29 protein-coding genes are annotated in these 23953 nt (G+C 70.4%); 12 read left to right on the top strand and 17 right to left on the bottom strand.

What is annotated here, in order from left to right; genetic code table 11:
- The first annotated feature begins 7 nt into the window (after positions 1-7).
- Positions 8-694, top strand: coding sequence for a TIGR03089 family protein (locus ACFWN2_RS32840; protein ID WP_382434125.1), 687 nt, complete (start codon positions 8-10; stop codon positions 692-694).
- Here ACFWN2_RS32840 and ACFWN2_RS32835 read toward each other — a convergent pair.
- From ACFWN2_RS32835 to ACFWN2_RS32825, 3 genes are all read right to left on the bottom strand, one after another.
- Complete coding sequence (locus ACFWN2_RS32835) at positions 675-1091, bottom strand: DoxX family protein (protein ID WP_382434123.1); 417 nt, start codon at positions 1089-1091, stop codon at positions 675-677. The two genes, ACFWN2_RS32840 and ACFWN2_RS32835, sit on opposite strands and share 20 nt — an antisense overlap.
- A gap of 129 nt (positions 1092-1220) precedes the next feature.
- The gene (locus ACFWN2_RS32830; RefSeq protein WP_382434122.1) at positions 1221-1982 is read right to left on the bottom strand and encodes an META domain-containing protein; all 762 of its coding nucleotides are present in this window, start codon (positions 1980-1982) and stop codon (positions 1221-1223) included.
- A gap of 86 nt (positions 1983-2068) precedes the next feature.
- Positions 2069-3013: a hypothetical protein gene (locus ACFWN2_RS32825; RefSeq protein ID WP_382434121.1), complete on the bottom strand. Its 945-nt coding sequence runs from the start codon at positions 3011-3013 to the stop codon at positions 2069-2071.
- Positions 3014-3314: 301 nt separating this feature from the next.
- Here ACFWN2_RS32825 and ACFWN2_RS32820 point away from each other — a divergent pair, with 301 nt between their 5' ends.
- From ACFWN2_RS32820 to ACFWN2_RS32800, 5 genes are all read left to right on the top strand, one after another.
- On the top strand, positions 3315-3638 hold the full coding sequence (locus ACFWN2_RS32820; RefSeq protein ID WP_382434316.1) for an ArsR/SmtB family transcription factor: 324 nt from the start codon (positions 3315-3317) through the stop codon (positions 3636-3638).
- Positions 3638-4117, top strand: coding sequence for an SRPBCC family protein (locus ACFWN2_RS32815; RefSeq protein ID WP_382434119.1), 480 nt, complete (start codon positions 3638-3640; stop codon positions 4115-4117). The genes ACFWN2_RS32820 and ACFWN2_RS32815 overlap by 1 nt, the downstream gene beginning before the upstream one ends.
- A gap of 112 nt (positions 4118-4229) precedes the next feature.
- Positions 4230-4589 (top strand): hypothetical protein, encoded by a 360-nt coding sequence (locus ACFWN2_RS32810; protein WP_382434117.1) that lies wholly within the window; start codon positions 4230-4232, stop codon positions 4587-4589.
- A gap of 24 nt (positions 4590-4613) precedes the next feature.
- Positions 4614-5060 (top strand): macro domain-containing protein, encoded by a 447-nt coding sequence (locus ACFWN2_RS32805; RefSeq protein WP_382434115.1) that lies wholly within the window; start codon positions 4614-4616, stop codon positions 5058-5060.
- Positions 5057-5461, top strand: a complete 405-nt coding sequence (locus ACFWN2_RS32800; protein WP_382434113.1) for a DUF2625 family protein — start codon at positions 5057-5059, stop codon at positions 5459-5461. Before ACFWN2_RS32805 ends, ACFWN2_RS32800 begins: the two co-directional genes overlap by 4 nt.
- Before the next feature lie 43 nt (positions 5462-5504).
- On the opposite strand, the gene ACFWN2_RS32795 is transcribed toward ACFWN2_RS32800, so the two are convergent.
- From ACFWN2_RS32795 to ACFWN2_RS32780, 4 genes are all read right to left on the bottom strand, one after another.
- Positions 5505-6668 carry an acyl-CoA dehydrogenase gene (locus ACFWN2_RS32795; RefSeq protein WP_382434111.1) on the bottom strand — a complete coding sequence of 388 codons (1164 nt, stop codon included), beginning with the start codon at positions 6666-6668 and terminating at the stop codon, positions 5505-5507.
- 78 nt (positions 6669-6746) lie between these two features.
- Positions 6747-7235 carry a 5-(carboxyamino)imidazole ribonucleotide mutase gene (gene purE, locus ACFWN2_RS32790; protein ID WP_382434109.1) on the bottom strand — a complete coding sequence of 163 codons (489 nt, stop codon included), beginning with the start codon at positions 7233-7235 and terminating at the stop codon, positions 6747-6749.
- The gene (locus ACFWN2_RS32785) at positions 7232-8428 is read right to left on the bottom strand and encodes a 5-(carboxyamino)imidazole ribonucleotide synthase (RefSeq protein WP_382434107.1); all 1197 of its coding nucleotides are present in this window, start codon (positions 8426-8428) and stop codon (positions 7232-7234) included. Before ACFWN2_RS32785 ends, purE begins: the two co-directional genes overlap by 4 nt.
- Complete coding sequence (locus ACFWN2_RS32780) at positions 8392-9216, bottom strand: helix-turn-helix transcriptional regulator (RefSeq protein WP_382434105.1); 825 nt, start codon at positions 9214-9216, stop codon at positions 8392-8394. Before ACFWN2_RS32780 ends, ACFWN2_RS32785 begins: the two co-directional genes overlap by 37 nt.
- A 67-nt stretch (positions 9217-9283) precedes the next feature.
- Between ACFWN2_RS32780 and ACFWN2_RS32775 the strand changes: the two genes are divergently transcribed.
- The gene (locus ACFWN2_RS32775) at positions 9284-10042 is read left to right on the top strand and encodes an NAD-dependent epimerase/dehydratase family protein (RefSeq protein WP_382434103.1); all 759 of its coding nucleotides are present in this window, start codon (positions 9284-9286) and stop codon (positions 10040-10042) included.
- Here ACFWN2_RS32775 and ACFWN2_RS32770 read toward each other — a convergent pair.
- The 4 genes from ACFWN2_RS32770 to ACFWN2_RS32755 form a co-directional block, all read right to left on the bottom strand.
- Positions 10000-11184, bottom strand: coding sequence for a hypothetical protein (locus ACFWN2_RS32770; protein ID WP_382434101.1), 1185 nt, complete (start codon positions 11182-11184; stop codon positions 10000-10002). The genes ACFWN2_RS32775 and ACFWN2_RS32770 overlap by 43 nt on opposite strands.
- Complete coding sequence (locus ACFWN2_RS32765; protein ID WP_382434099.1) at positions 11181-11975, bottom strand: ATP-binding cassette domain-containing protein; 795 nt, start codon at positions 11973-11975, stop codon at positions 11181-11183. The genes ACFWN2_RS32770 and ACFWN2_RS32765 overlap by 4 nt, the downstream gene beginning before the upstream one ends.
- Positions 11972-12352 (bottom strand): GntR family transcriptional regulator, encoded by a 381-nt coding sequence (locus ACFWN2_RS32760; RefSeq protein WP_382434097.1) that lies wholly within the window; start codon positions 12350-12352, stop codon positions 11972-11974. Before ACFWN2_RS32760 ends, ACFWN2_RS32765 begins: the two co-directional genes overlap by 4 nt.
- 110 nt (positions 12353-12462) lie before the next feature.
- Positions 12463-13230 (bottom strand): GGDEF domain-containing protein, encoded by a 768-nt coding sequence (locus tag ACFWN2_RS32755; RefSeq protein ID WP_382434095.1) that lies wholly within the window; start codon positions 13228-13230, stop codon positions 12463-12465.
- Positions 13231-13372: 142 nt separating this feature from the next.
- Between ACFWN2_RS32755 and ACFWN2_RS32750 the strand changes: the two genes are divergently transcribed.
- The 3 genes from ACFWN2_RS32750 to ACFWN2_RS32740 all read left to right on the top strand — a co-directional run bounded on the left by ACFWN2_RS32750 (position 13373) and on the right by ACFWN2_RS32740 (position 16797).
- Positions 13373-15622: a sigma-70 family RNA polymerase sigma factor gene (locus ACFWN2_RS32750; protein ID WP_382434093.1), complete on the top strand. Its 2250-nt coding sequence runs from the start codon at positions 13373-13375 to the stop codon at positions 15620-15622.
- Positions 15623-15734: 112 nt separating this feature from the next.
- Positions 15735-16334, top strand: coding sequence for a GtrA family protein (locus ACFWN2_RS32745; RefSeq protein WP_382434314.1), 600 nt, complete (start codon positions 15735-15737; stop codon positions 16332-16334).
- The gene (locus tag ACFWN2_RS32740) at positions 16264-16797 is read left to right on the top strand and encodes a GtrA family protein (RefSeq protein WP_382434091.1); all 534 of its coding nucleotides are present in this window, start codon (positions 16264-16266) and stop codon (positions 16795-16797) included. Before ACFWN2_RS32745 ends, ACFWN2_RS32740 begins: the two co-directional genes overlap by 71 nt.
- Here the strand turns inward: ACFWN2_RS32740 and ACFWN2_RS32735 are convergent.
- Both ACFWN2_RS32735 and ACFWN2_RS32730 read right to left on the bottom strand, forming a co-directional pair.
- A complete protein-coding gene (locus ACFWN2_RS32735; protein WP_382434089.1) occupies positions 16794-18068 on the bottom strand; it encodes an ATP-binding protein in 1275 nt (424 codons plus the stop codon). The genes ACFWN2_RS32740 and ACFWN2_RS32735 overlap by 4 nt on opposite strands.
- Positions 18068-18742 (bottom strand): response regulator transcription factor, encoded by a 675-nt coding sequence (locus ACFWN2_RS32730; RefSeq protein WP_382434087.1) that lies wholly within the window; start codon positions 18740-18742, stop codon positions 18068-18070. The genes ACFWN2_RS32735 and ACFWN2_RS32730 overlap by 1 nt, the downstream gene beginning before the upstream one ends.
- 32 nt (positions 18743-18774) lie before the next feature.
- On the opposite strand from ACFWN2_RS32730, the gene hisN reads away from it, so the two are divergent.
- Positions 18775-19554 carry a histidinol-phosphatase gene (hisN, locus tag ACFWN2_RS32725; protein ID WP_382434085.1) on the top strand — a complete coding sequence of 260 codons (780 nt, stop codon included), beginning with the start codon at positions 18775-18777 and terminating at the stop codon, positions 19552-19554.
- On the opposite strand, the gene ACFWN2_RS32720 is transcribed toward hisN, so the two are convergent.
- From ACFWN2_RS32720 to ACFWN2_RS32705, 4 genes are read right to left on the bottom strand one after another with little or no spacing between them, the layout of a single operon-like run.
- Positions 19535-19789 (bottom strand): hypothetical protein, encoded by a 255-nt coding sequence (locus ACFWN2_RS32720; protein WP_382434083.1) that lies wholly within the window; start codon positions 19787-19789, stop codon positions 19535-19537. The two genes, hisN and ACFWN2_RS32720, sit on opposite strands and share 20 nt — an antisense overlap.
- Positions 19786-22293, bottom strand: a complete 2508-nt coding sequence (locus ACFWN2_RS32715) for a TNT domain-containing protein (RefSeq protein ID WP_382434081.1) — start codon at positions 22291-22293, stop codon at positions 19786-19788. Before ACFWN2_RS32715 ends, ACFWN2_RS32720 begins: the two co-directional genes overlap by 4 nt.
- A gap of 1 nt (position 22294) precedes the next feature.
- On the bottom strand, positions 22295-22609 hold the full coding sequence (locus ACFWN2_RS32710; RefSeq protein WP_382434079.1) for a WXG100 family type VII secretion target: 315 nt from the start codon (positions 22607-22609) through the stop codon (positions 22295-22297).
- Positions 22606-23094: a YbaB/EbfC family nucleoid-associated protein gene (locus ACFWN2_RS32705; RefSeq protein ID WP_382434077.1), complete on the bottom strand. Its 489-nt coding sequence runs from the start codon at positions 23092-23094 to the stop codon at positions 22606-22608. Before ACFWN2_RS32705 ends, ACFWN2_RS32710 begins: the two co-directional genes overlap by 4 nt.
- A 96-nt stretch (positions 23095-23190) precedes the next feature.
- Here ACFWN2_RS32705 and ACFWN2_RS32700 point away from each other — a divergent pair, with 96 nt between their 5' ends.
- Positions 23191-23628 carry a MaoC family dehydratase gene (locus ACFWN2_RS32700; RefSeq protein ID WP_382434075.1) on the top strand — a complete coding sequence of 146 codons (438 nt, stop codon included), beginning with the start codon at positions 23191-23193 and terminating at the stop codon, positions 23626-23628.
- The last annotated feature ends 325 nt before the right edge of the window (positions 23629-23953 follow it).

Raw genomic sequence — 23953 nt, 5'->3', positions numbered from 1 at the left:
TCACCGCGTGAGCGTCACCGAGATCCTCTTCACGCCGTTGCTCAAGGCCGACCCGGGTCGTCCGCTGATCACGCACTACGACGACGCGGCGGGCACGCGCATCGAACTGTCGCGCGCGACCGTGAAGAACTGGGCCGCGAAGACGGCGAACTGGCTGCGCGACGAGCACGACGTCGAACCGGGTGACCCGGTGGCGGTGCTGCTGCCCGCGCACTGGCAGACCGTGGGCCTGCTGCTCGGCGCCTGGTGGTGCGGCGCCCGTGTGGTCGGCGCGGACTTCTCCGGCGCGAAGGTCGCCGTGGTGCCGCCCGGTGGCACGGCGGACGCGGACGTCGTGGCCGTGGCCTCGTTGCACCCCTTGGGGTTGGGCTCCGGCGCCCCGGTCGACTACGCCGACGACGTGCGTCTGCACGGCGACGACTTCATGCCGTGGGAACCGGTTCCCGGCTCGACGCCCGCGCTCGGCGAGTCCACTGTGGACGAGGTGGTGGCCGCCGCGCGCTCGTTGGGCACCGAGCTCGGCGACGAGCCGCGCGTGCTGTCCACTCTGGAGTGGGACTCGGCTTCCGCTGTGCTGGAACGATTCCTGGCCGTGCTGGCGGCCGGTGGCTCGCTCGTGCAGGTCAGCAATCCCGACGCGGGCCGGTTGGCCGCGCGCCGGGACACCGAGAAGGTCACGCAGCAGCTGGGTTGAGCACCTTGTTGTTCTTGAACACCACGCGGTCCAGCGCGTAGGCACCACCGTTGAAGCCGAGCGCGAGCGCGGCAGCACCGAGCACGATCACGAGCTCCGCACCGCCCTCGCCGATCAGGCCGTTCGGCAGGTGGACGAGCAGCCACGCGCCGAGCATGTCGGCGGCGAGCAGGACGCCGACGACCGGCAGCGCGAGGCCGGCGATCAGCGCGAGGCCTCCTGCGAGCTCGATGGTCGCGGCGAACCACGCGGACAGCGTCGGCAGCGGCACGCCCATCTTCTCGAAGGACCCGGCCGTGCCCGCCATGCCGTACTCGGTGAACTTCTGCCAGCCGTGCGCGACGAACACGACGCCGACGGCGATCCGCCCGATGAGTGCGGCGATGTCCTTGACCATGTTCCTTGCTCCCCGATCCTGTCGTGTCTCTGAAGGTCGTTCAACCTCGAACCAAAACTAGTGCAGGTTTGAACAACCTCATGATTTCGACAGGAATCCAACAGGGAGTCCTTAGGTTCGCAGGTCCCGCTACTTGATGAGCGTCACGCCGACACCCTCCTGGTTGGTCAGCGTCAGCGTGTTGCGGTCGATCTTGTAAGTCGGCCCGCCACCGGAGAACGCCTGCGTGAGAGCGGTCTCGACCTCGTTCACCCCATCGCAGGCCATGTCGGTGATCGGCCCCAGCTCGGCCTTGATCGTCTGGCCGGACAGCTCGTACGGCCGGTCGCCGCCGTTGAGGTTGCACCCGGTGTTGATGCTGAGGTTGCCGTTCTGGAACGAGACCGTGGCCTTCACCCCCGCGGGCACGGACGAGGCCGCGTCCTTCGTGACCAGGCCGTTGACCGTCCAGGCGCCCTCCAGCGTGGCGGGCTGCTCCGGCGCGAGCACGATCTCCGAGTTCGCCCCGGTGAGCACGAGGTCGGTGCCGTCGAGCTTCCAGGACGGCTTCGCGTCGAGCACCTTCGACAGCCACGTGTCCTGCTCGTGCAGCTCGGGTTTCGGGCAGCCCATCGCGGTCATGCCGAGCTCGGTGACGGTGACCTTGCCGTCGTCGAGGCTCACCGGGCCCTGCATCTGGTTGCAGCCGGCGTGGGCGATGAGCCTGTCGTCGTCGGTGAACCTGAGCTCCACCCTCGTGCCCTCGACCATGGCGCGCGGCTTGCCCTGCTCGGTGACGGACGAGGAGACGTACACCTTGCCCCTGAGGTTCGCGCTCTGGCCGGCGGACGAGCCGCCGCAGCCCGTTGCGGCGACCAGCAGCACGACGGCGAAGGCGATTCGGATGCTCATGTGCGTAGGACGGAACACCGGCGGTCTGCGGTTGCCCGAAGGCCGGGAGCGGGATCGCCGCGCCCGGCCGACGGTTCGATTCGACGTCACGGCGACAACGACTCCGCGAAGTCGTAGAGGCTCTTGATGTCGTTGTCGAAGTACGGCCCGTCCATCTGGCTCGCGTCGGCGTGCCGGTGGCTGACCACGCTGTTGATGTAGCCGAGGCCGTTCTGGTCGTTGTACTCCTGCAGCCACGGACCGCCGGACGAGCCGCCGGTCATGTTGCACCAGGCCCGGACTTGCTGGCCGTGACCGTTCCACGTCGTGCCCTGGCAGTAGTACTGCAGCTCACCGGTGAACGGCGGACCCGCGGGGTAGCCGAGGATCGTGACGAACACCGAGTAGCCCCAGTTCCAGCGCAACCCGTTGCCACCCACGACGTTCGCGATCGAGCTGCCGCCGAGGGTGTTCATGACGACGATGCCCATGTCCTCGTCGCTGTTGCTGGAGTTGATCCAGGCAGTGCGAGTCGTGAGCGTGTACGCGCTCCACGTGCCGAACGGCCGCGCGCCGTCGCGGTAGCGCGGGACGAACACCCAGTTGGACATCCACTGGCCACCGGCACCGCCGTGCACGCAGTGCCCCGCCGTCTGGACCAGCTTCCGCTTGGCGCTGCTCACGGTCGCACCCGAGCAGACGTAGTTCAGGCCGTTGACCGGGTTGGTGAAGAACACCTTCCCGACCGTCTGCGACTCGTTGAGCATCGCCCCGATGCCCTGTGCCCGTTGGGTTCCGGCCTTCACCGAGGGTGCGACGCCCTCGATGCTGCCCGCACGACCCGAGGGCTGGCGTGGGGAAGCGGCCTGGACCGTGGCGGGAGCTTGCGCCGGGATCGCGCTCGCCATGCGCTCCGCGGTCCAGTACTGCTCGGCCGCGGCGGCCGTCTGGACCTTGTCGTCGGAGGTTCTGGCCAGGCTGGACGCGCTGCCGTTCGGTGCCGCCTGCGCGGTCGGCACGAACACGGAAGCGGCCAGCACAAATGCGAACAACGATGAAACCGTTCTTTTCGCTCTCATTCGAAATACCTCACTAAACGAGGTTCACTTGCGGCTTTTCGAACGTAGCTACGCGTCTGACCTGCTGTCCAGCGGTGATGTTGAAGTTGCTCTGTTCAGCCTTAACCCAATTCCACGCGTTTCAGAAACGTATCTTTCGACTCATTAGTCGATTGAAATTGCCGAATTTATCGATGCTATCCAGCTTGTTGATCTTGAACTTGGGGGTTGACAGCACGGGTCGCGGTCGCTGTACTTAACCACAAGGTTAGATAACCAAGTGGTTAGGTACGAGATGGACCAGCTGAGCGCCACCTTCGCCGCACTGGCGGACCCGACCCGCCGGGCGATCCTCGCGCGGCTCACCGAGGGCCCGGCAACGGTGAAGGAGCTCTCCGAGCCGTTCGACATGAGCGGCCCGGCGATCTCCAAACACCTGCGCGTGCTGGAGAAGGCAGGCCTGATCACCCGAGGCAGGGAGGCCCAGTGGCGCCCCTGCCAACTCGACGCGACACCGCTCAAGGAGGTCGCCGTGTGGGCTGAGAACTACCGCCGCTTCTGGGATGCGAGCTACGCACGCCTGGACGAACTCTTGACCGAGATGAAGGAGCAGGACTGATGAGCACGGTGAAGTTCGGCACGACCGTAACCCTCCCGTCCGACACCGAGATCGCGATGACGCGCACGTTCGACGCGCCGGCTTCGTTGGTGTGGAAGGCTTTCACCGACCCGGCGCTGCTGCGCCGCTGGCTGCTCGGCCCCGACGGCTGGGAGATGCCGATCTGCGAGGTCGACCTGCGCGTGGGCGGCAAGTGGCGCTACGGCTGGGCGCAGCCGGACGGCTCGTCCGCGTTCGAGATGCACGGCGAGTACACCGAGGTGACGCCCCACTCGCGGATCGTCAACACCGAGATCTTCGAGGACAACCCGCCGGCCCTGACGACGGTGACGTTCGTCGAGGAGGACGGGCGGACGGTCATGACCTCGACGATGACGTTGGCGTCGCAGGAGGTGCGCGATGCCGTGCTGGCCACCGGGATGGCGGACGGGGCTGGGCGGTCGTACGAGCGGCTGGGCGAGGTCCTCGACTCGCTGTGAACGCCGGTGCCTCGCGGGAGAACGGTCCACTGTGGCCGTTCTCCCTGCGTAGTCACCTTTGGTGAAGACGGTTCCCCCATGCGAGTTTTTGGAGTTGGTTACGTTCGGACGCATGGGACGTTTCTTCGTGGCTCTGGCTCTGATGCTCGGCTTCGCCGTGTTGTCCGCTCCCCTCGCGCTGGCCTCGCCGGGTTCGCGTTGGGAGGTCGTGCCTTGCGCGTCCGGCACCAAGGCCCTGTGGCTGCCGCGCGAGGTCGGTGCCGGCACCGACCTGTCCTGCACGACAGAGGAAGCCCGTTCCGCCGCAGTGAAGGCGGCCAGGGACAGCCGCAGTCCCACACGGTTGCTGAACGTCGCGATCGCGTACTCGCAGCAGCTCGCCGACAAGTCGATCACCCCGGACTCTTCTTGCGTGCTGGGTGCTCGGGGTGCGGTGGGCGAGGCGATCGGCACCTGCGTGGCTTCGGGCTAGCGATTTTTGTCGGTGGTGCCCTGCATGATGCGGCTTGTGATCGTGCAGGGTTCCGGCGACCTGTTGAACGCCGATGTCGAGGCGCTCGTGAACGCGGTGAACTGCGTCGGCGTGATGGGCAAGGGGTTGGCTCTGCAGTTCAAGCAGCGCTTCCCCTCGTACTTCGCGGCCTACGCGGCGGCTTGTGCGGCCGGGGAGGTCCGGTTGGGGCGCGTGCACGTCGTATCGCTGGAGCGGTGCTTCATCAGCTTTCCCACGAAGGGGCACTTCCGGTCGCGATCGCGGCTGGCCGACGTGGCGGACGGGCTGGATGACCTGGCCCGGGTGGTTGATGAGCTCGGGTTGCGGTCGGTGGCGGTGCCGGCGCTCGGGGCCGGGCTGGGTGGGCTCGACTGGGGCGACGTGGAGCCGTTGATCGCGGCGAAGCTCGGGACGCTGGACGCAACCGTCGTGGTCTACTCGCCTTTGTGAGGAGAACCGCTTGGGAGGCGGTGATGTGGTCCGTCGCCGAGTCGCCGTATCCGGTGACCGTGCTGGAGCCGGACCACCGCCGCGCGGCCGAGCTCGGCATCGCCGCGGACTCGTGGCTCGGCGCGGTGGTCGCGCATTCGGGTGGGCTGCTGGTGGACGGAAGGCTGCGGGTGTTCGGCAGTGGCTTCGGGTCAACGCCTGCGGTGCACGCGGGCCCCGTCGAGGACGGCGGATTCGTCGTCGCCGACACCGTTCGTGGGGACTGCTTCGCCTTGGTGTCTGATGAGGCGGGGCGGCGGGCGATCCACCACCTGGCTCCTGGGCTCGGCTGGGAGAACCTGCGCCTCGGCTACACGAACTGGCTGGGTGCGATGCTCGCCGGTTCGCTCGACGAACGCTGAAGGGCCCGGAGTACGTGCCTCCGGGCCCTTCAGAAGATCGTTCCTAGCCGTTCAGGACGGCGCGCGACATCACGACGCGCTGAACCTGGTTCGTGCCCTCGTAGATCTGCGTGATCTTGGCGTCGCGCATCATGCGCTCGACCGGGAAGTCACGGGTGTAGCCGGCGCCGCCGAAGAGCTGCACGGCGTCGGTCGTGACCTCCATGGCCACGTCGGACGCGAAGCACTTGGCAGCAGCGGTGATGAAGCCGATGTTCGGCTCCCCACGTTCAGCCTTGGCGGCGGCGACGTAGACCATGTGGCGGGCCGCCTCGATCTTCATTGCCATGTCGGCGAGCATGAACTGGACGCCCTGGAAGTCCGAAATGGACTTTCCGAACTGCTTGCGGTCCTTGACGTACGCGACCGCGGCCTCCAGGGCACCCTGCGCGATGCCGACGGCCTGAGCGCCGATGGTCGGACGCGTGTGGTCCAGGGTCCGCAACGCCGTCTTCAAACCGGTGCCCGGCTCGCCGATGATCCGGTTCTCGGGGATCGTGCAGTTCTCGAAGTAGATCTCGCGGGTCGGCGAGCCCTTGATGCCGAGCTTGCGCTCCTTCGGGCCCACGGAGAAGCCCGGGTCGTCCTTGTGCACGACGAACGCCGAGATGCCCTGCGACTTCTTCGGCGCCTGCGGGTCCGTCACGGCCATGACGGTGTACCAGGTGGACTCGCCGGCGTTGGTGATCCAGCACTTGGTGCCGTTGAGCACCCAGTGGTCCCCATCCAAAAGAGCGCGCGTCCGCATCGAGGCGGTGTCGGAGCCTGCCTCGCGCTCCGACAACGCGTAGGACGCCATGGCCTCGCCGGAGGCGATGGACGGCATGACGAGTTGCTTCAGCTCGTCGGAGGCCGACAGGAGAATCGGCATCGTGCCGAGCTTGTTGACCGCCGGGATCAGCGACGAAGAGGCGCAGACGCGGGCCACTTCCTCGATGACGATGCACGTGGCGACGGAGTCCGCGCCCTGGCCGTCGTAGGACTCGGGCACGTGGACGGCCGCGAAGCCCGCCTTGACCAGGGCGTTGTGGGCCTCTACCGGGAAGCGCTCGTTCTCGTCGACCTCGGCCGCGTACGGCTTGATCTCCTTCTCGGCGAGCGAGCGGACGGCCTCTCGCAGCGCCTCGTGCTCCTCGGCGAGCTGATAGGTGCCGAAGCTCGGGTTCACCTTGTTACCTCCCAGTAGCGAGTGCTCGGCACGATGTTAGCGCCCGTTCACGTCGCGCGCTCCTGTGCTGTTGAGCACTCAGAGGGACTTCTGCAGCGCCGCGTCCTTGTCTAGTACGAGCTGCTCGAGTTCCGCCTGGAAGCGGGCCATGCGCTCCTGCAGTGCCGCGTCGCCCGAAGCCAGCATCCGCACGGCCAGCAAGCCCGCGTTGCGCGCGCCACCCACGGAGACCGTGGCGACGGGGACGCCCGCGGGCATCTGCACGATCGAGAGCAGCGAGTCCATGCCGTCGAGGTACTTCAACGGGACGGGCACGCCGATCACCGGCAGCACGGTGGCCGAGGCGACCATGCCGGGCAGGTGGGCGGCGCCGCCGGCTCCCGCGATGATCACGCGCAGGCCGCGCGAGACGGCGGAGGCGGCGTAGTCGAGCATGCGCTGCGGGGTGCGGTGGGCGGAGACGACGCTCACCTCGAACGGCACGTCGAACTCGGCGAGGGCCTCGGTGGCCGCCTTCATCACCGGCCAGTCCGAGTCACTGCCCATGATCACGCCAACCTGGGTCACTCCGCGCTCCGCTCTTCGCCGTGAATGTCGTATCCGTCTGACCAGACGCCCGTGGAGAGCCAGTCCGCCGCGAGCCGTGCGCGCGAGCGGACCTCGGTCATGTCGTTGCCGAGGAACGTCACGTGGCCGATCTTGCGGCCCGGTCGTTCCTCCTTGCCGTAGAGGTGCACGTGCGCGTCCGGGAACCGGGCGAACAGGTGGTGCACGCGCTCGTCGGGGCCCATCGCGGGCGTGTCCTCGGCCCCGAGGACGTTGCCCATCACGACCGCCGGCGCCATCAGGTCGGTGCGGCCCAGCGGGTAGTCGAGGACGGCGCGCAGGTGCTGTTCGAACTGCGACGTGCGCGCGCCCTCGATCGACCAGTGGCCCGAGTTGTGCGGGCGCATCGCCAGCTCGTTGACGACCACGCCGTCCGCGGTCTCGAACAGCTCCACGGCCAGCACGCCCACGACGCCCAGCGCGTCGGCGACCTTCAGGGCCAGCTCCTGGGCCTCCGCGCCGTCCAGGCCCGGTGCGGGCGCCAGGACCTCGACGCAGATGCCGTCGGACTGCACGGTCTCGACGACCGGCCACGCCGCGCCCTGCCCGAACGGCGAGCGCGCCACGACGGCCGCCAGCTCGCGGCGCATCGGCACGCACTGCTCGACCATCAGCGGCGTGCCCGACTCCAGCAACTCCGGAACGACGCGCTCGGCGCTCTGCGGGGTGTTCAGCATCCACACGCCGCGCCCGTCGTAGCCGCCGCTGATCGACTTCAGCACGCACGGCCAGCCGTGGTCGGCGCCGAACTTCAGCACGTCGCGGACCTCGTGCACCTCGGTGAACGGCGGCACCGGCAGCCCCAGCTCGGCGAGCCGGACCCGCATCTTCAGCTTGTCCTGCGCGAACTGCAGCGCGTCAGGGCCGGGGTGCACCTTCACGCCCTCGGCGACCAGCGCGCGGAGGTGTTCCTGGGGCACGTGCTCGTGGTCGAACGTGACCACCTCGCAGCCCTTCGCGAACGCGCTCAGCGCGTCGAGGTCGGTGTGCTTGCCGAGCACCACGTCCCGCGCGACGAGCGCGGCCGGGTCGTTCTCGGAGACTGCGAGCACGCGCAGCGACTGTCCCAGCGGGATCGCGGCCTGGTGCGTCATGCGGGCGAGCTGCCCGCCGCCGATCATTCCGACGACGGGGAGACGGGTACGAGAGTCCACGGTTCAGGCATCCTACCTGCGGCTTCTGTCGCCGTCGCGAGCAGAGCCAGCCTCTGCGCGGTGACGCTGCCCTCGGGTGCGACGTGGATCACCAGCCGCTGGTCGTGCTCGGGCGCGCCGAGCACCTCGCAGTCGAACTCCAGCAGCCCGATAACCGGGTGCCGCAGCCGTTTGCGGGCCGAACGGCGCACCGCCACGTCGTGCTCAGCCCACAGCCGCGCGAACAACGGGCTCGCCATCAGCTCCTCGACCAACGGGCCCGCGGCGGACCTGCGGGCCAGGGTCGCGCGCAGGTCGGCGACGTGCGAACGGGCGGCCTCCTCGCGGTCCTCCGCCGGCACCCAGCTCCGGTCGCCCAGGAAGAACTGCCTGAGCAGGTTGCGGCCGACGAGGTCACCGAACACGAGCTCGGCGCGCGGGGTCGCGGCCAGCACGTCGCCGAGGTCGGAGATCACCACGGCGAGGTCGTCGCGCAGCCGGTCGAGCAGCAGCCGGACGCCCGGCCGGACCGCGGTGGAGGCGGGCTCCTCCGGCACGGCCTCGCCTGCCAGCCGGAACAGGTGCGCGCGCTCGTCGTCGTTGAGTTCCAACGCGCCGGCGATGCCGTTCAGGACCGACACGGACGGATGCGGCCCACGGGCCTGTTCGAGGCGCGAGTAGTAGTCGACGGACATGCCCGCGGCGGCGGCGACCTCTTCACGACGACGTCCCGGCGTTCGGCGCCGGCCGTCGCCCAGCGGCGCCATCCGTTCACGACGGCTGCGCAAGAAGTCCGCCATCTCTCGCATGCCACCACGGTAGCCACGTATCAACTGTCCCTGGCTGTCCCGGGAGCGCGAGCAGACGCTGGACCGCATGAAGATCGCGATGACGGGGTCGACCGGACGGGTCGGCAGCAGGCTTCTCCCGAGGCTCCGGGAGCAGGGTCACGACGTGCGCGTGCTGGCCGGGCGGCTGGAGGACGCCCAGGCCGTCGAGGAACTGGTCGACGGCGTGGACGCCGTGGTCCACGCCGCGGCCGCGTTGCGCACGAGCACCGACTTCGAAGGGGTGAACGTCCACGGCACCCGGTCGCTCGCGGAGGCCGCTGTGAAGGTGCCGTTGTTCGTCCACATCAGCACGAACCTGGTGTACCCCAAGGGGTTGGGCAGGCCCGCCGTCGAGACGGATCCCGCAGGGCCCGACTCGGCGTACGGCGACTACCCGCGCACCAAGGCCCTGGGAGAGCAGGCCGTTCTCGACACCCGGCCGGCGGCGGTCCTGCGGCTGGGGTTCGTCTACGGCGAGGGTGATCCGCACCTCGGGGAGTCCGTGAGGTGGGCCTCGACCTGGCCCGGCCACCAGCGGTTGCACGTGGTGCACCACGAGGACGTGGCACAGGGGGTGCTGAAGGTGCTGGAGGCCGGGGCGGACGGGGTCTTCAACATCGCCGACGACAGCCCGGTCACGGCGGTGGAACTGCACCTGCTGAACGGCCTACCCCCAGGTGAGGCCGTTCAGCAGGAGTTCGACCCGTGGCACGGGATCGTGTCCACCGAGCGGGTGCAGCGGGAACTCGGGTTCCGGCCTCGCTACCCGTCCGCCTTGTCTGCGGCGGTGTCCGGGGTGTTGTGATCGGGGTCGGGCACCTCGGGCTCGGGCTCAGATTCGGGCTCGGGCTCGGGCTCGGGCTCGGGCTCGGGCCCAGCTTCGGGTTCAGGCTCGGGCTTGGGCTCGGCTTCGGGTTCAGGCTCCGACTCGGCCTCGGCGACGAGCACCGCCACAGCCCCGACGGTGGACTCAGCCCCGGACTCGGCAGCAGGCTCGGCAGCGGAGTCTGCGGCCGCCGCACCCCCGACGGCCAGCCCGGACGCCGGAGCCACCGCGACACCGATGCGCCGGTGGGACCGCGAAGGCTTCCACCCACCACCGTTGCGCAGCAGCCGGAACGCCACCCAGAGCACCGCGGCCGCGAGCAGCAGGCACACGACGAACTCGATGATCCGGAACGCCGTGAGCCGCTCGATCGGCTGGTAGTCGACGTAGGTGCCGACCGCGGCGTTCGCGCGGCGCATGCAGCTGCTCTCGTTGATCGCGCTCACGCAGTCGCCCCGCGAGGGCACCGGTTCGAGGTCCTGACCGACGAAGCCGCCGGGGAGTTCGAGGCTGCGTTCCGGCACGACCGGGGTGCTCGCCCAGCGGGCGATCACGCGCTGTGGCGGGAAGTAGTAGTCGCGCACCCACATGGCCAGTAGGACGCGCAGGAGCGTGAAGAACACCAAGGTCGCCGCGATCGCCGTGACGACGTGCCGGGTCAGCAGACCGGCCAGCACGCCCACGGCGAGGCCCAGGACCCCGTAGCCGGCCTGCACGAGCGGGTCGGCCTCGAAGCTCGACCACTGGCTCGACGAGCCCACGTACCCGTCGCCCGCGCCGACCACCGCCCCCAGCAGGGCGGCCAGGACGCCGAGGACGAGCACCTTGCCGCGCAACCACTTCACGGGCGTGACGTCCTGGCCCCAGGCCACGAAGTAGGTGCGGTCCTCCAGTTCCTTGGCGAGCAGCGGGGCTCCCCAGAACATGCCGATCAGCGCACCGAACCCGAGTTGCACGATGAGCCCGTAGAACCCGGTGATCGGCATCGAGTTCCTGACGAACCCCTGGTCCACCTCCGCGGTGATGAGGGCGAACGCCGCGACCAGCGTTACGGCGGCGACGCCGAGGACGGCCCAGCGGTGCTGGCGCCACGTCAGCCAGATGGTCGTGTTCAGGTTCACGCCGCACGCTCCAGGTGGGCCACGACCAGCTCTTCCAGCGTCACGTACCGGGCGGTCCACGGCTCGTCGACGCGGACGCCGCCGGAACGCACGAGGTACGACGACTGCGACTGGCCGTGCTTCGCCAGCACCACGGGTCCCTCCACGGGTGATTTCGAGGCGTGCGGGCCTGTGTAGAGGACGTGCTGCTCCAGCAGGTCGTCCGTATCGCCGTCCACGAGCAGCCGCCCGTTCGACAGCAGCAGCAACCGGTCAGCGACTCCGCCGATCTCCGCCACGACGTGCGTGGAGAACACCAGCGTCATGCCGTTGTCGTTCACCTCGGTGAGCAGCTCCCGCATGACCCTGTGCCGTGCCAACGGATCCAGCTCGGCCAACGGCTCGTCCAGCAGCAGCACGTCCGGCCGCGAACCCAGTGCCAGTGCCAGCGTCACGTGCGTGCGCTGACCTCCGGACAGGTCGCCGATCTGAAGCCTGCGCGGGATCTTGAACCTGGTGAGCCACTCGTCGGCGCGCTCACCGTCCCAGACCTCGTTCATGCGGCGGCCGAACTCCAGCACGTCCGCGACCTTGAACGACCTGTACATCGGCTTGTGCTGCGGCACGTACGCCACGCGGCCCGCGATCGACGCGTGCCCCGTCTCCGGCGGCAGGTGCCCGGCCAGCACGTTGAGCAGCGTCGACTTGCCGGAGCCGTTGGCTCCCACCATCGCCGTGACGCTGCCCGGCGGCAGTTCGAAGGAGACGTTCCGCACCGCCCACTTCGACATTTCGGCCGCAACGACGCTCATTGCGCTCCCCCACTCAGCACTTCGCGCAGCAGCGCGTAGATGTCCTCGTCCTCCAACCCGGCGGAGCGTGCCTCCGCGACCCACTTGGCGAGTCCCTCGCGCAACGGGTCCAGGTCCTCGGGGGCGGCGGACCCCAAGGAGGCCTTGACGAAGGTGCCGGAGCCCTGACGGGCTTCGACGAGGCCGGCGAGCTCCAGCTCGCGGTAGGCCTTCAGCACGGTGTTCGCGTTCACGCCGCTCATGGCGACGACGTCGCGCACCGTCGGCAGCCGATCGCCCGGCTGCAACCAGCCGAGCCTCAGGGCCTCCCTGACCTGCTGTCCTATCTGCAGGTACGGGGGATAGCCGCTGCCGCGGTCAACGTGGAACTCGACCACGCACGCTCCCCAGATTGTTCTAGTTATCTAGGACAATAGAACACTTCTGCGGGCGTTGGGAAGCACCCCGGTGGGGACGCGGGGAGAACGCCGGGCGCGGGACAGGGGGTTCAGCGCCCGAGCGAGGTGAGGAGCGCACGCGCCTGCGCGTGCGTGTCCGGCAGCCGCTCGACCCAGACCTCGGCGGGTCCGACCGGCCGGACGTGGGGGTCGTCGGCGAGCCGGTCGGCCGCCAGGACCCGGAGGTTCGAGACTCTTCGCGCCAGCAGCTCGTCCCGGCGCACCAGCACCGCGGCCACGCACGGCCCGAGCGACGCCAGCGTCTCGCCGCCGTCGAACACGGCGCGCAGCGCGTCGGACGCCAAGGTCATCGCGACGACGCGGGACCAGCCCGAGGCGCGGTGCACGTCGAGCCGCAGCATCACGAGCGCGTACTCAAGAGGCGCGACCGGGGTCTCCCGGTAGACCTCACCCAATCGTGTTCTCAGGTAGGCGGCGGTCGCCAGCCCGGTCAGCGGGTCCTCGGCCGCGCACTCGCCCGCCTGCTTCGTCACCACGTCCGCCCAGCCCAGGGCCGTCATGCGCAGCATCCGGGACGGGAGCGCGTCGACGTCCGGCGACACGATGTGCGACGCGTCGGTCAGCACGGCGTGCAGCGCGGCGAGGTCCAGCAGCGTCTCGCTCAGGCCCGCTCCGGCCTCGGCGCGGGCGCGGCCCAGCCGGACCAGCGCGTCGCCGGGGTCGGCGTTCTCGAGCATCGCCGCGCACACCTCGTCGACCTCGACGAGGGGCCAGTCTGCGGGGAACGCCCAGCCTGCGGCCATGGTGGCGGTCCGCCACCTCGACTTCAGGAGGCGTTCCGCTTGTGCGACACCCACCCGGTCTCCCTCCAGTTCACCCGATTCCAGGTGGGAGACGCACCCGTCGCTGATTCGTGACGCAACCCGCGCGGGGGATTGAGATGACTCCCCGACAGGCCGTAAGTCACACTGAGTGCCGCTAGGGAGGGAAACGAAGATCGTGGCTATCGTTCCTGCAGACGTCCAGGGACCCAGCGACGCGGAACTCATCGAGTCCGTACGCGGCGGGACCATCGACGCCTACGGCAAGTTGTACGAACGCCACGTCTCGGCGGCCTACAACCTCGCCCGCCAGCTGGCCCGGTCCCAGGCCGAGGCCGACGACCTCGTCTCCGAGGCGTTCGCCAAGGTGCTGGACACGCTGCGTGCGGGCCGCGGCCCCGACTCGGCGTTCCGCGCCTACCTGCTGACGGCGCTGCGCCACACCGCGTACGACAAGACCCGCCGCGACAAGAAGGTCGACCTCACCGAGGACATGACCGACGTCGCGCCGCCGGTCGCGTTCAGCGACACCGCCGTGGCCGGGCTCGAGAAGTCCATGGCCGCCCGCGCGTTCGCCGCGCTGCCCGAACGCTGGCAGATGGTGCTCTGGCACACCGAGATCGAGGGCCAGTCGCCCGCCGAGGTCGCCCCGCTGCTCGGGCTGACGGCCAACGGCGTGTCCGCGCTCGCCTACCGCGCCCGCGAGGGCCTCAAGCAGCAGTACCTGCAGATGCACCTGGCCGACACGGAGGCGGAGCGCTGCAAGGCGACCGTCGACCGGCTCGGCGCCTGGACCCGCGCGGGCCTGTCCAAGCGCGAGGCGACCCAGGTCGAGGCGCACCTCGACGAGTGCGGCCGGTGCCGTGCGCTGGCCGCCGAGCTCGCGGACGTCAACGGCGCGCTGCGGATCTTCGTCGCCCCGCTCGTGCTGGGCATCGGAGCGACGACGTACCTGGTGGCGGCCGGTACGACCACGGCCGTCGTCGGCGCGGGAGCGGCCGCGGGTGGTGCGGGCGCCGTCGGTGCCGCGATCCCCCGCCAGCTCGTCACGGTCGGTGGTTCCGCCGCCGCGGTGGCCGCGGCCGTCGTGGTCGCGCTGGCCGCGGCCGGTGGCGAACAGCAGGCGCCCGTGGTCCAGGCCGTCCAGCCCCCTCCCGCGCAGACCCAGGTCCAGCCGCCACGCCCGGTGCCGCCGGCTCCCGTTCCGCCCGCCCCGACCCCCGCTCCGACGACGGAACCGCCGACGACCGAGGAACCGCCGCCCTCGCCGGTTCCCGCGCCTCCGCCCGCTCCCGAGCCCGCCCCGGAACCCCCTGCTCCGGAACCGCCCGCGCCCACACCGCCGTCGCTCACGCCGACCACGCCGAGCGGGTACACGCTGACGCCGGGCGAGGAGCCCAAGGACTTCCCGATCACCATCCTGAACAGCGGTGGCACGGCGGCACCGCCCGCGAGCATGGTGCTGAACCTGCCGCCGGGCGTGGTGTCGACCGGCGGCCCCGCGTCGTTCGGCGGCGCGCGCCTGCTGCAGCCCGACGGCGGCTCGGCCGAGCAGACCGTCAACTGCCCCGCGGGCACCGGCACGATCACGTGCGTGACGCCGCAGGGCATCGCGCCCGGCGGCCGCGCGACGTTCCACTTCCTGCTGCGAGCGACCGACACCGCCGTGCCCGGCACGATCACCGGTGTCATCAGCGCGGGCACGGCGATCTCGGTCAACGTCAGCGTCGCGGTCAACGTGCCGCCCGTGTACGACGACCTCGAACTGTTCGTGAAGACGTGGCAGGACCAGGTCTTCTGGGACCCGCGCGCGGACGTCGAGGTGCGCAACACCGGCCCGCGCGCCGGGACGTTGAAGCTGGACATCTCGACGTCGGAGAACCTCGTCCTCTACACGCCGTACCGCGAGTGCACCCCGACGGGCAGGACGCTGCGCTGCGTCACCGACCTGGAGAAGGCCGGCCGGTTCCGGATGTCGGTCTACGCGTTCGGCCACCGCGGTGGGGACATCACCGTCACGGCGACGCTCGGCAACGCGACGAAGTCCGTGACCGTGCCGATCAAGGCCTGGCCGGAGCCGCCCGGCGAAGAACCGCCGAACCCGCCGACGACCACCACGGTCCCGCCGACGACCACGACGACGCAGCCCACGAAACCGACGGAACCGACCGGGACGACGAAGCCGACCACGCCGACCGTCACCGTGCCGACCGAACCGACGCGGCCCACGGAGCCGACGGTGACCGTGCCGTCGAACACGGTGCCGACGGTGCCCTCGGTACCGACGCTGCCGACCCCGTCCGAGACGCTGCCGCCGTCGAGCACACCGCCCACGCGGTCGGAGCCGTGCGAACCTCCGCACGGCCTGCTTCCGGGCCTGATCGGCGGCATCATCGGCTGGCCCGGCTGCGAACCGCTGCGGAGTTGATCAAAAGTTGATCTTTGATCGTCACTGAACGTGCAGGTCATGTGCCTTTGCGTGGCGGAATGTAACACCCGGAGACGGGCGTCGTTACCTTGATCCGTAAGCTGGCGCGGTGCTGCCAGTCGTTCGCCGTGCCATGAGCCGGATGCCGGAACCGCTCCAGTTCCTGCTGCACAAGCACCGCGAGATGATCAGGTTCGCCCTGGTCGGAGGCACGACGTTCCTCATCGACAACGGTGTCTGGTACGCGCTGAAGCTCACCGTGCTGACCGACAAGGTCGTCACGGCGAAGGTCATCGGCGTGCTGGTGGCGATCATCGCCTCGTACGTGCTGTCGCGCGAATGGTCGTTCCACACTCGCGGCGGCCGTGAACGCCACCACGAGGCGGCTCTGTTCTTCCTCGTCAGCGGCCTGGGCGTGGGCATCAACATCCTGCCGCTGTGGCTGTCGCGACACCTGTTCGGCCTGCAGGCCCCGTTCGTCTCGGCGCTGACCGAAGAGGTCGCGGACTTCGTGTCCGGCTCGATCATCGGCATGCTGCTCGCCACCGGGTTCAAGTTCTGGGCGATGCGCCGCTGGGTGTTCCCGGACGCCGACGCGCGTCCGGACCGCCGCGTTCACCCGATCTCCGTAGACTCGCCCCGTGTCCCTAGGCGAAACAGTGATCTCGCGGTTTCCGGAGCCGATCCGGTCGATCGCGCTGAAGCATCGTGAACTAGTCAAGTTCGCCCTGGTCGGGGGCACCTGCTTCGTGATCGACACGGTCCTGTTCTTCGGGATCAAGACCGTGGTCCTGCCGAACAACCCGGTGACGGCGAAGATCATCGCGACCCTGGTCGCCACGATCGTGTCGTACATCCTCAACAGGGAGTGGTCGTTCCGCACGCGCGGCGGCCGTGAGCGTCACCACGAGGCGTTGCTCTTCTTCCTGGTCAACGGCATCGGCATCGTGCTGAACTCGGCGCCGCTGTGGGTGTCGCGGTACGCGTTCCACCTCCAGGAGCCGCACGTGTCGAGGCTCACCGAGGAGATCTCGGACTTCCTGAGCGCGCAGATCGTCGGCACGCTCATCGCGATGGCGTTCCGCTGGTACGGGTACAAGAACTGGGTGTTCCCCGAGGAGAACGCGCGGGCGAAGCGGTCGGTCGAAGACGAGAAGGAGCTCGGCCACTCCTAACGGGGTGTGCCCGGCGCCTTCCAGGGGATCCCCACCACGTCCTGCGCCTTCGGCACCGGCAGGAACACGGCGAACGTCGCCGGCCGGGCCGTCGACAGCTCCAGCCTGCCGCCGTCCGCGTCGACCAGCGCCCGCGCGAGCGCCAGCCCCACACCCGTCGAGCCGCCGCCGGAGACGCCGCGCTCGAAGATGTGCGCCGCGAGGTCGTCGGGCACGCCGGCGCCGCCGTCGCTGACCTCGACGACGATCGTGCCGTCCTCACCGCGTGCGGAGACGACGACGGAGCCCTCGCCGTGCCGCAGCGCGTTGTCCAGCAGCACCCCGATGGCCTCGCGGAGACGTGCGGGGGTGGCGCGGGCCAGCAGGCCGTCCGGGACTCGGACGCGCAACGCCCTGCCCTGGCTCTTGACCTGTTCGCGCCACTCGTCGGCGATGGCGGTCAGCGCGGGCCGCATCTCCAGCGGTTCGGCGCCGACCGCCCTGGCCGCGCGGGCGGCGGCGAGGAGCTCGTCGAGGACGGCGGCGAGGCGTTCGGCCTGTTCCAGTGCCGCGCGGGCCTCGGCGGCCGTGTCGGGTTCGGGGTGCTCGGCGAGGGCCTCCAGGCGCAGTTGCAGGGCCGTGAGGCGGCTGCGGAGCTGGTGGGAGACGTCGCCGACCAGTTCGCGTTCGCGCTGGACGAGCCGGGCGAGAGCCGTCGCCGACGTGTCCAGGGCGTCGGAGACCGCGTCGAGCTCCTGGATGTTGTAGCGCTGCTCGTCGGCGCGGAAGTCGCCGGCGCCCAGGCGCGACGCGCGGGCGGCCACGTGGCCCAGCGGTTTGGCAAGCGTTTGCGCCGTCACGAGGGCGACGATGGTGCCGGTGCCGACGGAGACCGCGAGCAGGAGCAGCACGAGACCGGTCACCTGGTACTGCTGCGTGTGCATCGGCCCGGAGGGGATCTCCAGCCGGACCGTGCCCTCCTGGGCGATCGGCAGCTCGACGGTCAGCGGGTCGTCGCCCGGTGACGGTCCCGTGGCCTTGCTGGTGCCCGCCGAGATGATCGTGAGGCGGCCGTCGGTCGGTATGGCGACGCGCACCTGTTCGATGTCGAGCGGCTGCTGCTTGGCGAGCTGGTCGTCGAGCTCCGTCGCGATGCGCTGGGCGCTCTCGTTCAGGTCGCCGCGGGCTGTGTCCTCGACCAGCGTCAGAGCCGAGTACCCGAGCGGCAGGCCGAGCACGAACCCGGTGACCGCGACGGCGAGCAGGATGGCCCGCAGGATCCGGCGGCGCATCAGTCGGCGTTGAAGCGGAAGCCGCGGCCGCGCACGGTCGCGATGCGCTTCTCGGCGGAGTTCGGGGTGCCGTCGCTGAGCTTCCTGCGCAGCCACGACATGTGCATGTCGAGCGTCTTGCTGCCCTTCAGGTCCGGGTCGTTCCAGACCTCGGACAGGATCTCGTCACGGCTCACGACCTGCCCCGCGCGCTGGATCAGCACCTTGAGCAGCTCGAACTCCTTGTTCGCGAGCTGGATCTCGCCGCCGTCGACCGTGACCCGGCGGGCGGCCAGGTCGACGCGCACGCCGTTGACCTCCAACGTTCCCGGAGCGCGGCGGCGCAGCAGTGCCCGGATGCGGGCCATCAGCTCGGCCAGCCGGAACGGCTTCGCGACGTAGTCGTCCGCGCCCGCGTCGAGCCCGACGACGAAGTCGACCTCGTCGGCGCGCGCGGTGAGCATCAGCACGGGCACGCCCCTGCCGCTCTGCCGGAGCCGGCGGCACACCTCCAGACCGTCCATGCCCGGCAGGCCGAGGTCCAGCACCAGGAGATCGATGCCCCCGGCGATGGCGGCTTCGTACGCACTCGGCCCGTCCCCGACGACCTGCACCGAATAGCCCTCCCGCGTCAACGCGCGGGAGAGGGGTTCGGCGATGGCCGGATCGTCCTCGGCCAGCAACACCACGCTCACGGGCCCCAGGGTATTCGTGGAACGATCGCCGCGTGTCACGCCACGATGCTGATCTCGAACTCGCCCTCCGCCTCGCCGACGCCGCCGACGCCATCACCGCCGCCCGGTTCCGCGCCCACGACCTCGCCGTAGAACGCAAGCCGGACCGCACGCCCGTCACCGATGCCGACGTCGCGGTGGAGGACGCGATCCGTTCGGTGCTGTCCTCCGAACGCCCCGACGACGTGATCATGGGCGAGGAGCGCGGCGGCACGCTGGACGCCTCACGCGTCTGGGTGCTCGACCCGATCGACGGCACGAAGAACTTCCTGCGCGGTGTGCCGATCTGGGCGACGTTGATCGCCCTGGTCGAGGACGGCGTTCCGGTCGTGGGCGTCGTGTCGTCGCCCGCGCTGGGCCGCCGTTGGTGGGCTGCTGCCGGCGGTGGCGCGTTCGCGTCGGACGCCTCCGGTGAGCGCGCCATCTCCGTGTCGGGTGTGCGTTCTCTCGAAGACGCCTATGTGTCCACAACGGACATCAAGTCGTGGGTGACGTACCACTCTCGCGAGGCATATCTGCGACTCGTCGACGCGACCTGGGAGAGCCGCGCGTTCGGCGACTTCTACCAGCACTGCCTCGTCGCCGAGGGCGCGATCGACCTGGCTCCCGAGTGCGTCGCGAACCCGTGGGACATCGCCCCGTTCCAGGTCCTGGTGACCGAGGCAGGTGGCCGTTTCACCTCACTGGACGGCGAGGAGCGCTACGACGGCGGCAGTGTGCTGACGTCGAACGGCCACCTGCACGAGGAAGCCCTCAAGCTGTTGGCACGGTGAGACTTCCGCGCGCGACCTGGGCCCAGGCGAGACGGCCGAAGAGGTAGTGGCACGCCACGCTCTCGTCGTTGAACCTGGCCCAGTCGTAGCGGTTGCCCTGCTCCTGCCAGAACACCTCGTAGCCCGTCTCGTCGGCGAGCAGACACCAGCGCTGGTCCGTCTCCTCGCCGAGACTGACGACGTCGTCAGGAACGCCGATCCTGGTCAGCCACTCGGGCAGCTGTTCGACGTTCATGCCGTGATCTCCGTGAGGTAGCCGAGCGCGACGAGGTCCGCGACGGGGTAGGTGGTGCGGTAGCGGCTGGCCCCGCCGGGCTGGCCGAACCAGGGCGCGCTGATCGTGCGGTGCACGGGCAGGTCCTTCTCGACCCGGTAGCGCCGGTAGCCCTCACCTGCCGACTGGGGCGGCAGGGAGCGCTGCGCGAACGGGGTGCCCGCCGCGTGCAGGACGCGGCCCTCGGGGGTGCCGAACCTGTCGAGCTCGGCGCCCTCGCCCAGCATCTCCGGCTGGCTGTCCTCGTAGCCGCCCTCGCGTTCGAGCGGCCAGCGCGGGGTGCCGTCCTCGTGCTGGAACAGGCCTTCCCAGTCGCGTTCGTGCATGCCCGCGAGCGGGTCGTGGCCGTCGAGGAGCTCCTGCACGACCGGGTGGTCCTTGCCGAGGCCCTCGGAGTGCCGCGAAGCGTTGACGGACGACAGGTCGAGCGCCTGCGGGTGGTCGTCCGGTCCGAACCTCGGGACCGCCTGCTCCTCCGCCTGCGGGGGCGGCGGGAGCTGACGGGCGGGCTTCGGGGCCAGGCGCGGAGCCCGTCCCGCGCTCAGGAAGACCGCCATGAACCAACTGCCGGCCGCGGCCGCGGTGTAGGTGTGGCCGAGGATCTCGCCCGCCAGGGCCTGGGTCTGCGCCTCGCGGTTCTCCAGGCGGTCGCTCAGGGCGTGCGAGACCGGGGTGCCGAGGTCGACACCCGGAGCGGCCGGGCTCGCGATGGTGTCGCCGACCTTGCGCTCACCGCTGTCCTGCACGGTCGCGATGTCGCCGTCCTGCGGCGCGTCGCCGTCCTTGGCCAGGTCCTTCGCGAGGTCCTTGGCCAGGGCGTCCTTCGCGGCCACCTGCGGGCCCTGTGCCTGGGAGGCGGCCTGCGTGCCGCCGTGGGTCTGGCTCTGCACCTGGCCCGGCTGGGTGGTGGTGGCCTGACCGCCGAACTGGGTGGGCTGGCCACCCAACCCCTGGGCCGGCACACCGCCGGGAACGCCGGACTTGCCGGCCGCGGCCTGCGGGCCGGAAGCCTTGGCGTCGCCCTTGAGCTCGCCAGACTTGGCGTCGCCCTTGAGTTCCGCGGCCTTCGCCTCCGCGGCCTTCGCGTCCGTCTTGGCGGCCTGCTGGGCCTGCTGCGCCTGGGCCGGCTGTCCCTGCTGGGCCGCGGCCTGTGCGGCGGGCTGCTGGCCGGCGACCGCACCGACCTGGGCGGCCGGAACACCACCGATAGCGCTACCCACGGCACCGCCGACAGCGCCCACGGCACCACCGATCGGACCGGCGGCCGGAGCACCACCCACCGCCGGGGCGGCGGGAGCGGCCTGGGCGGCGGGTGCCGCGGCCTGGGGCGCGGAAGGAGTCGTGCCGTGCACGTCACCGCCGCGCACCAGCGTCGGGTCGAGCACGGCGGCGGAAGCCTGGGTCGTGCCCTCGGCGATCGGGCCGAGGCTGCCGTGGACGCTCGGGATCGCGTCGGCCACCGGCTGCGCGACGGGCGCGACGACGTGCCCGGCCGCGTTGCCGACGTCGGCCACGAGACCGGGAAGCGCACCGCCCTTGCCCTCGCCGCGACCCTGTCCTTCGCTCTGGCCGGGGCCGTCGAGCACCGGGCCGATGACCTCGTGGGCACCGGGCACCGCGTGGACGACCGGCCGCACGGCTTCCGCGACGGGCGCGGTGACGGGTGCGGCGGCATCGAGGACGGGTGCCGCAACCTCTGTCACAGCACCGACAACGGGCGCGAGAGGCGCCGTCACGGCGCCGACGACGGGAGCGACCGGAGCGGTCACGGCACCGACGACGGGTGCGACGGCCTCGGTCACCGGGGCGACCACGGCGGCGACGGGCTGGACGACGGGAGCGACAGCGCCCGCCACCGGTGCCACGACGTCACCGACGAGGCCGAGCAGGCCACCGCCGCTGCCACCGCCGGGCCCGTGGGCACCGGGCGCGGTGTTGACGGGCGGCGAGTCGTGGCTCATGTCGATGCCGCTGTCGAGCCTGATCGCGGACGTCAGCGTGCTCTGGAGGTTCGCGACGTTGGCCGCGGCGCCCTTGGTCAGCGTGTCGAGGCCGAGCAGCGCGTTGGGGTTGCCGGCGTTGGCGGAAGCCGTTGCGGCGTCGTTGTTCTTGGCGAGCGTCACGAGCTCGCGGACGATCTCGACCTTCGCGGCGCCGACCTGCTTGGCGGCGTGGTCGAGCCGGTCCGCGGCGGCGTGACACCCGCGTGCGGCGCGCTGGAAGTCGCCGTCCGGAGCCACGACCTTGGCCCAACGCCCGCGAGCAGCGTCACCGGTCGCACCCGTGACACCGCCCAGCGCACGCCCGGCGGCACCGTCGGACGTGGTCCCGAGGCTCTTGATCTTGTCGCCGGCCTCGCGCCAGGCGACGGCGCTGGACCGCATGGCGTCCTCGTCGGCCTTGGGCCACGAGACACCGGCCTTGGCCGCGATGGCGGTGAGTTCGGCGGGAAGCTCGATGCCCATGTCAGCCGTCCAACCTTCTCATCCCGGAAGCGTTGCTCTCCTCGACGTGGCGATACGTCGCCGCCGTGGAGGCGAGCCTGTCGCCCACGTCCCCCAACGTCGACGAGAGCCCGGCCAACGCACCACTCGCGTCACCGGCGGGCTTCTCGTGCGAGGCGGCGAAACTCTGCCCGACGGCGTCGTCACCCCAGCAGGCCCCGAACCCGGAGAGCGCCCGCTCCAGCGCCCCCGCGATCTCGGTGGCCTGCCCGGCGAACCCCTTGAGCTCGCGCGCCCCGGCGTCCAGCCGCTCGAGGTCGGCCGAGTACCCGGTCATCGAACCCTCCTGTTGATGAGCTCGGAGTCGAGCCAACTCTCGCGTTGCTCGTTGTCCTCGTCGTCGTCCGCACGCCGGCGAACGGGCTGGTGCCCGAGATCGATCGTCTCGGTGTCGTCGTCCACCACGTACTCGTCGGGCCGAAGGTCGGCGGTACCCGCCACCAAGGCCTCCGGATCCGTGGCAGTGGGCAACACGGCACTCAGCGCCTGATAAGTCTCTTCGGCCGCACCAGCGGCGGCAGCGGCAACAGTCCGCACGATCAACTCGGCCAACTGCTCGGGCCGATGCCTCCGATAAGCCAACTCGGAGAGCTCAAGGCCGGTGAGCTTCCCGCCGGAGCCGACGGTCGCGGTGACCACGCCGTCGGGACTGGAGGCCTGCCCGGACACAGCAGCCAGCTCGCGCTGAACAGAAACCAACTGCTCGCGGCTGCGCCGGTAGTCGGCGAGCAGCTCCGCGACCTGCGCACGGTGGTCGTCCACCGAGTCCCCCTCACACGCATAGCCCTGGGCTCGGGCTCTAGGACGCCGTTGCCATTAGATCGGTTCCCAGCGGATTCAGTTACTAGGATCAACGAGATGATCGCCTTCGAGGATCTGCCCGCAGGCCGCATCATCCCGCTCGGAGAGCTCACCGTCGACCGGGACGACATGCTGGACTTCGCGAAGAAGTTCGACCCGCAACCGTTCCACCTGGACGACGAGGCGGGCAAGAACTCGATTTTCGGCGGTTTGTCCGCCTCGGGTTGGTACACGGCCTCACTCTGGATGCGCCGTTGGGTGGACGAGGTCCTGTCCGACTCAACCTCGCAGGGCTCGCCGGGAGGCCGCGAACTCTCGTGGCTCGCGCCCGTGCACCCCGGCGACACGCTGACGTTCGCGGCGGAGGTGCTGAGCGCGCGGCTGTCGAAGAAGCGGCCGGAACTCGGGCTCGTGGAGTTCGAGGGGACGGCTCGGCGGGGCGACGTGGTGGTGTTCCGGTTCGTCGCGACGGGGATGTTCACGGCGCGAGGCTGACGGCGGGCGGGGGCGGGCGGGGCGGGCGCAGACGCGGTGGGGCGGAGCGGCGGGGGCGGAGCGGCGGGGGCGGAGCGGGAGTAGCCGGGTCGGAAGTGGCCGGGACGGGCGCAGGCGGAATGGTGGGGCGAATGTGGGTACGCCTGATCAAACGCGATGCCGAAGGCGAGCCGCATGATTGCCGCGATGCCGAAGGCGAGCCGTCTTTAGCAAGCTGGCCGGGCGGTGGGGTCCCATCACGAGTCGCGCCATAGCTCTTGCTGCATCAGAGGAGGGGGGGGGGGGGGGGGGCGAGGGGTGGGGGCGTTGTGGGCACGACAAGAGA

This window comes from Lentzea sp. NPDC058436 (assembly GCF_042721515.1).
In the GTDB taxonomy this organism is placed as follows: Bacteria; Actinomycetota; Actinomycetes; order Mycobacteriales; family Pseudonocardiaceae; genus Lentzea.
Note: the sequence above shows the minus strand (reverse complement) of the source record. Positions and strands in the feature narration are given on the sequence as shown.

Bases quoted from the DNA above. Each gene is read 5' to 3' on its own strand.
- ACFWN2_RS32700 (WP_382434075.1), top strand. From the start codon at position 23,191: ATGATCGCCTTCGAGGATCTGCCCGCAGGCCGCATCATCCCGCTCGGA.
- ACFWN2_RS32715 (WP_382434081.1), bottom strand. From the start codon at position 22,293: ATGGGCATCGAGCTTCCCGCCGAACTCACCGCCATCGCGGCCAAGGCC.
- ACFWN2_RS32765 (WP_382434099.1), bottom strand. From the start codon at position 11,975: ATGAGCGTCGTTGCGGCCGAAATGTCGAAGTGGGCGGTGCGGAACGTC.
- ACFWN2_RS32830 (WP_382434122.1), bottom strand. From the start codon at position 1,982: ATGAGCATCCGAATCGCCTTCGCCGTCGTGCTGCTGGTCGCCGCAACG.
- ACFWN2_RS32815 (WP_382434119.1), top strand. From the start codon at position 3,638: ATGAGCACGGTGAAGTTCGGCACGACCGTAACCCTCCCGTCCGACACC.
- ACFWN2_RS32710 (WP_382434079.1), bottom strand. From the start codon at position 22,609: ATGACCGGGTACTCGGCCGACCTCGAGCGGCTGGACGCCGGGGCGCGC.
- ACFWN2_RS32835 (WP_382434123.1), bottom strand. From the start codon at position 1,091: ATGGTCAAGGACATCGCCGCACTCATCGGGCGGATCGCCGTCGGCGTC.
- ACFWN2_RS32775 (WP_382434103.1), top strand. From the start codon at position 9,284: ATGAAGATCGCGATGACGGGGTCGACCGGACGGGTCGGCAGCAGGCTT.
- ACFWN2_RS32720 (WP_382434083.1), bottom strand. From the start codon at position 19,789: ATGAACGTCGAACAGCTGCCCGAGTGGCTGACCAGGATCGGCGTTCCT.
- ACFWN2_RS32805 (WP_382434115.1), top strand. From the start codon at position 4,614: ATGATGCGGCTTGTGATCGTGCAGGGTTCCGGCGACCTGTTGAACGCC.
- ACFWN2_RS32810 (WP_382434117.1), top strand. From the start codon at position 4,230: ATGGGACGTTTCTTCGTGGCTCTGGCTCTGATGCTCGGCTTCGCCGTG.
- ACFWN2_RS32780 (WP_382434105.1), bottom strand. From the start codon at position 9,216: ATGCGAGAGATGGCGGACTTCTTGCGCAGCCGTCGTGAACGGATGGCG.
- ACFWN2_RS32735 (WP_382434089.1), bottom strand. From the start codon at position 18,068: ATGCGCCGCCGGATCCTGCGGGCCATCCTGCTCGCCGTCGCGGTCACC.
- ACFWN2_RS32820 (WP_382434316.1), top strand. From the start codon at position 3,315: ATGGACCAGCTGAGCGCCACCTTCGCCGCACTGGCGGACCCGACCCGC.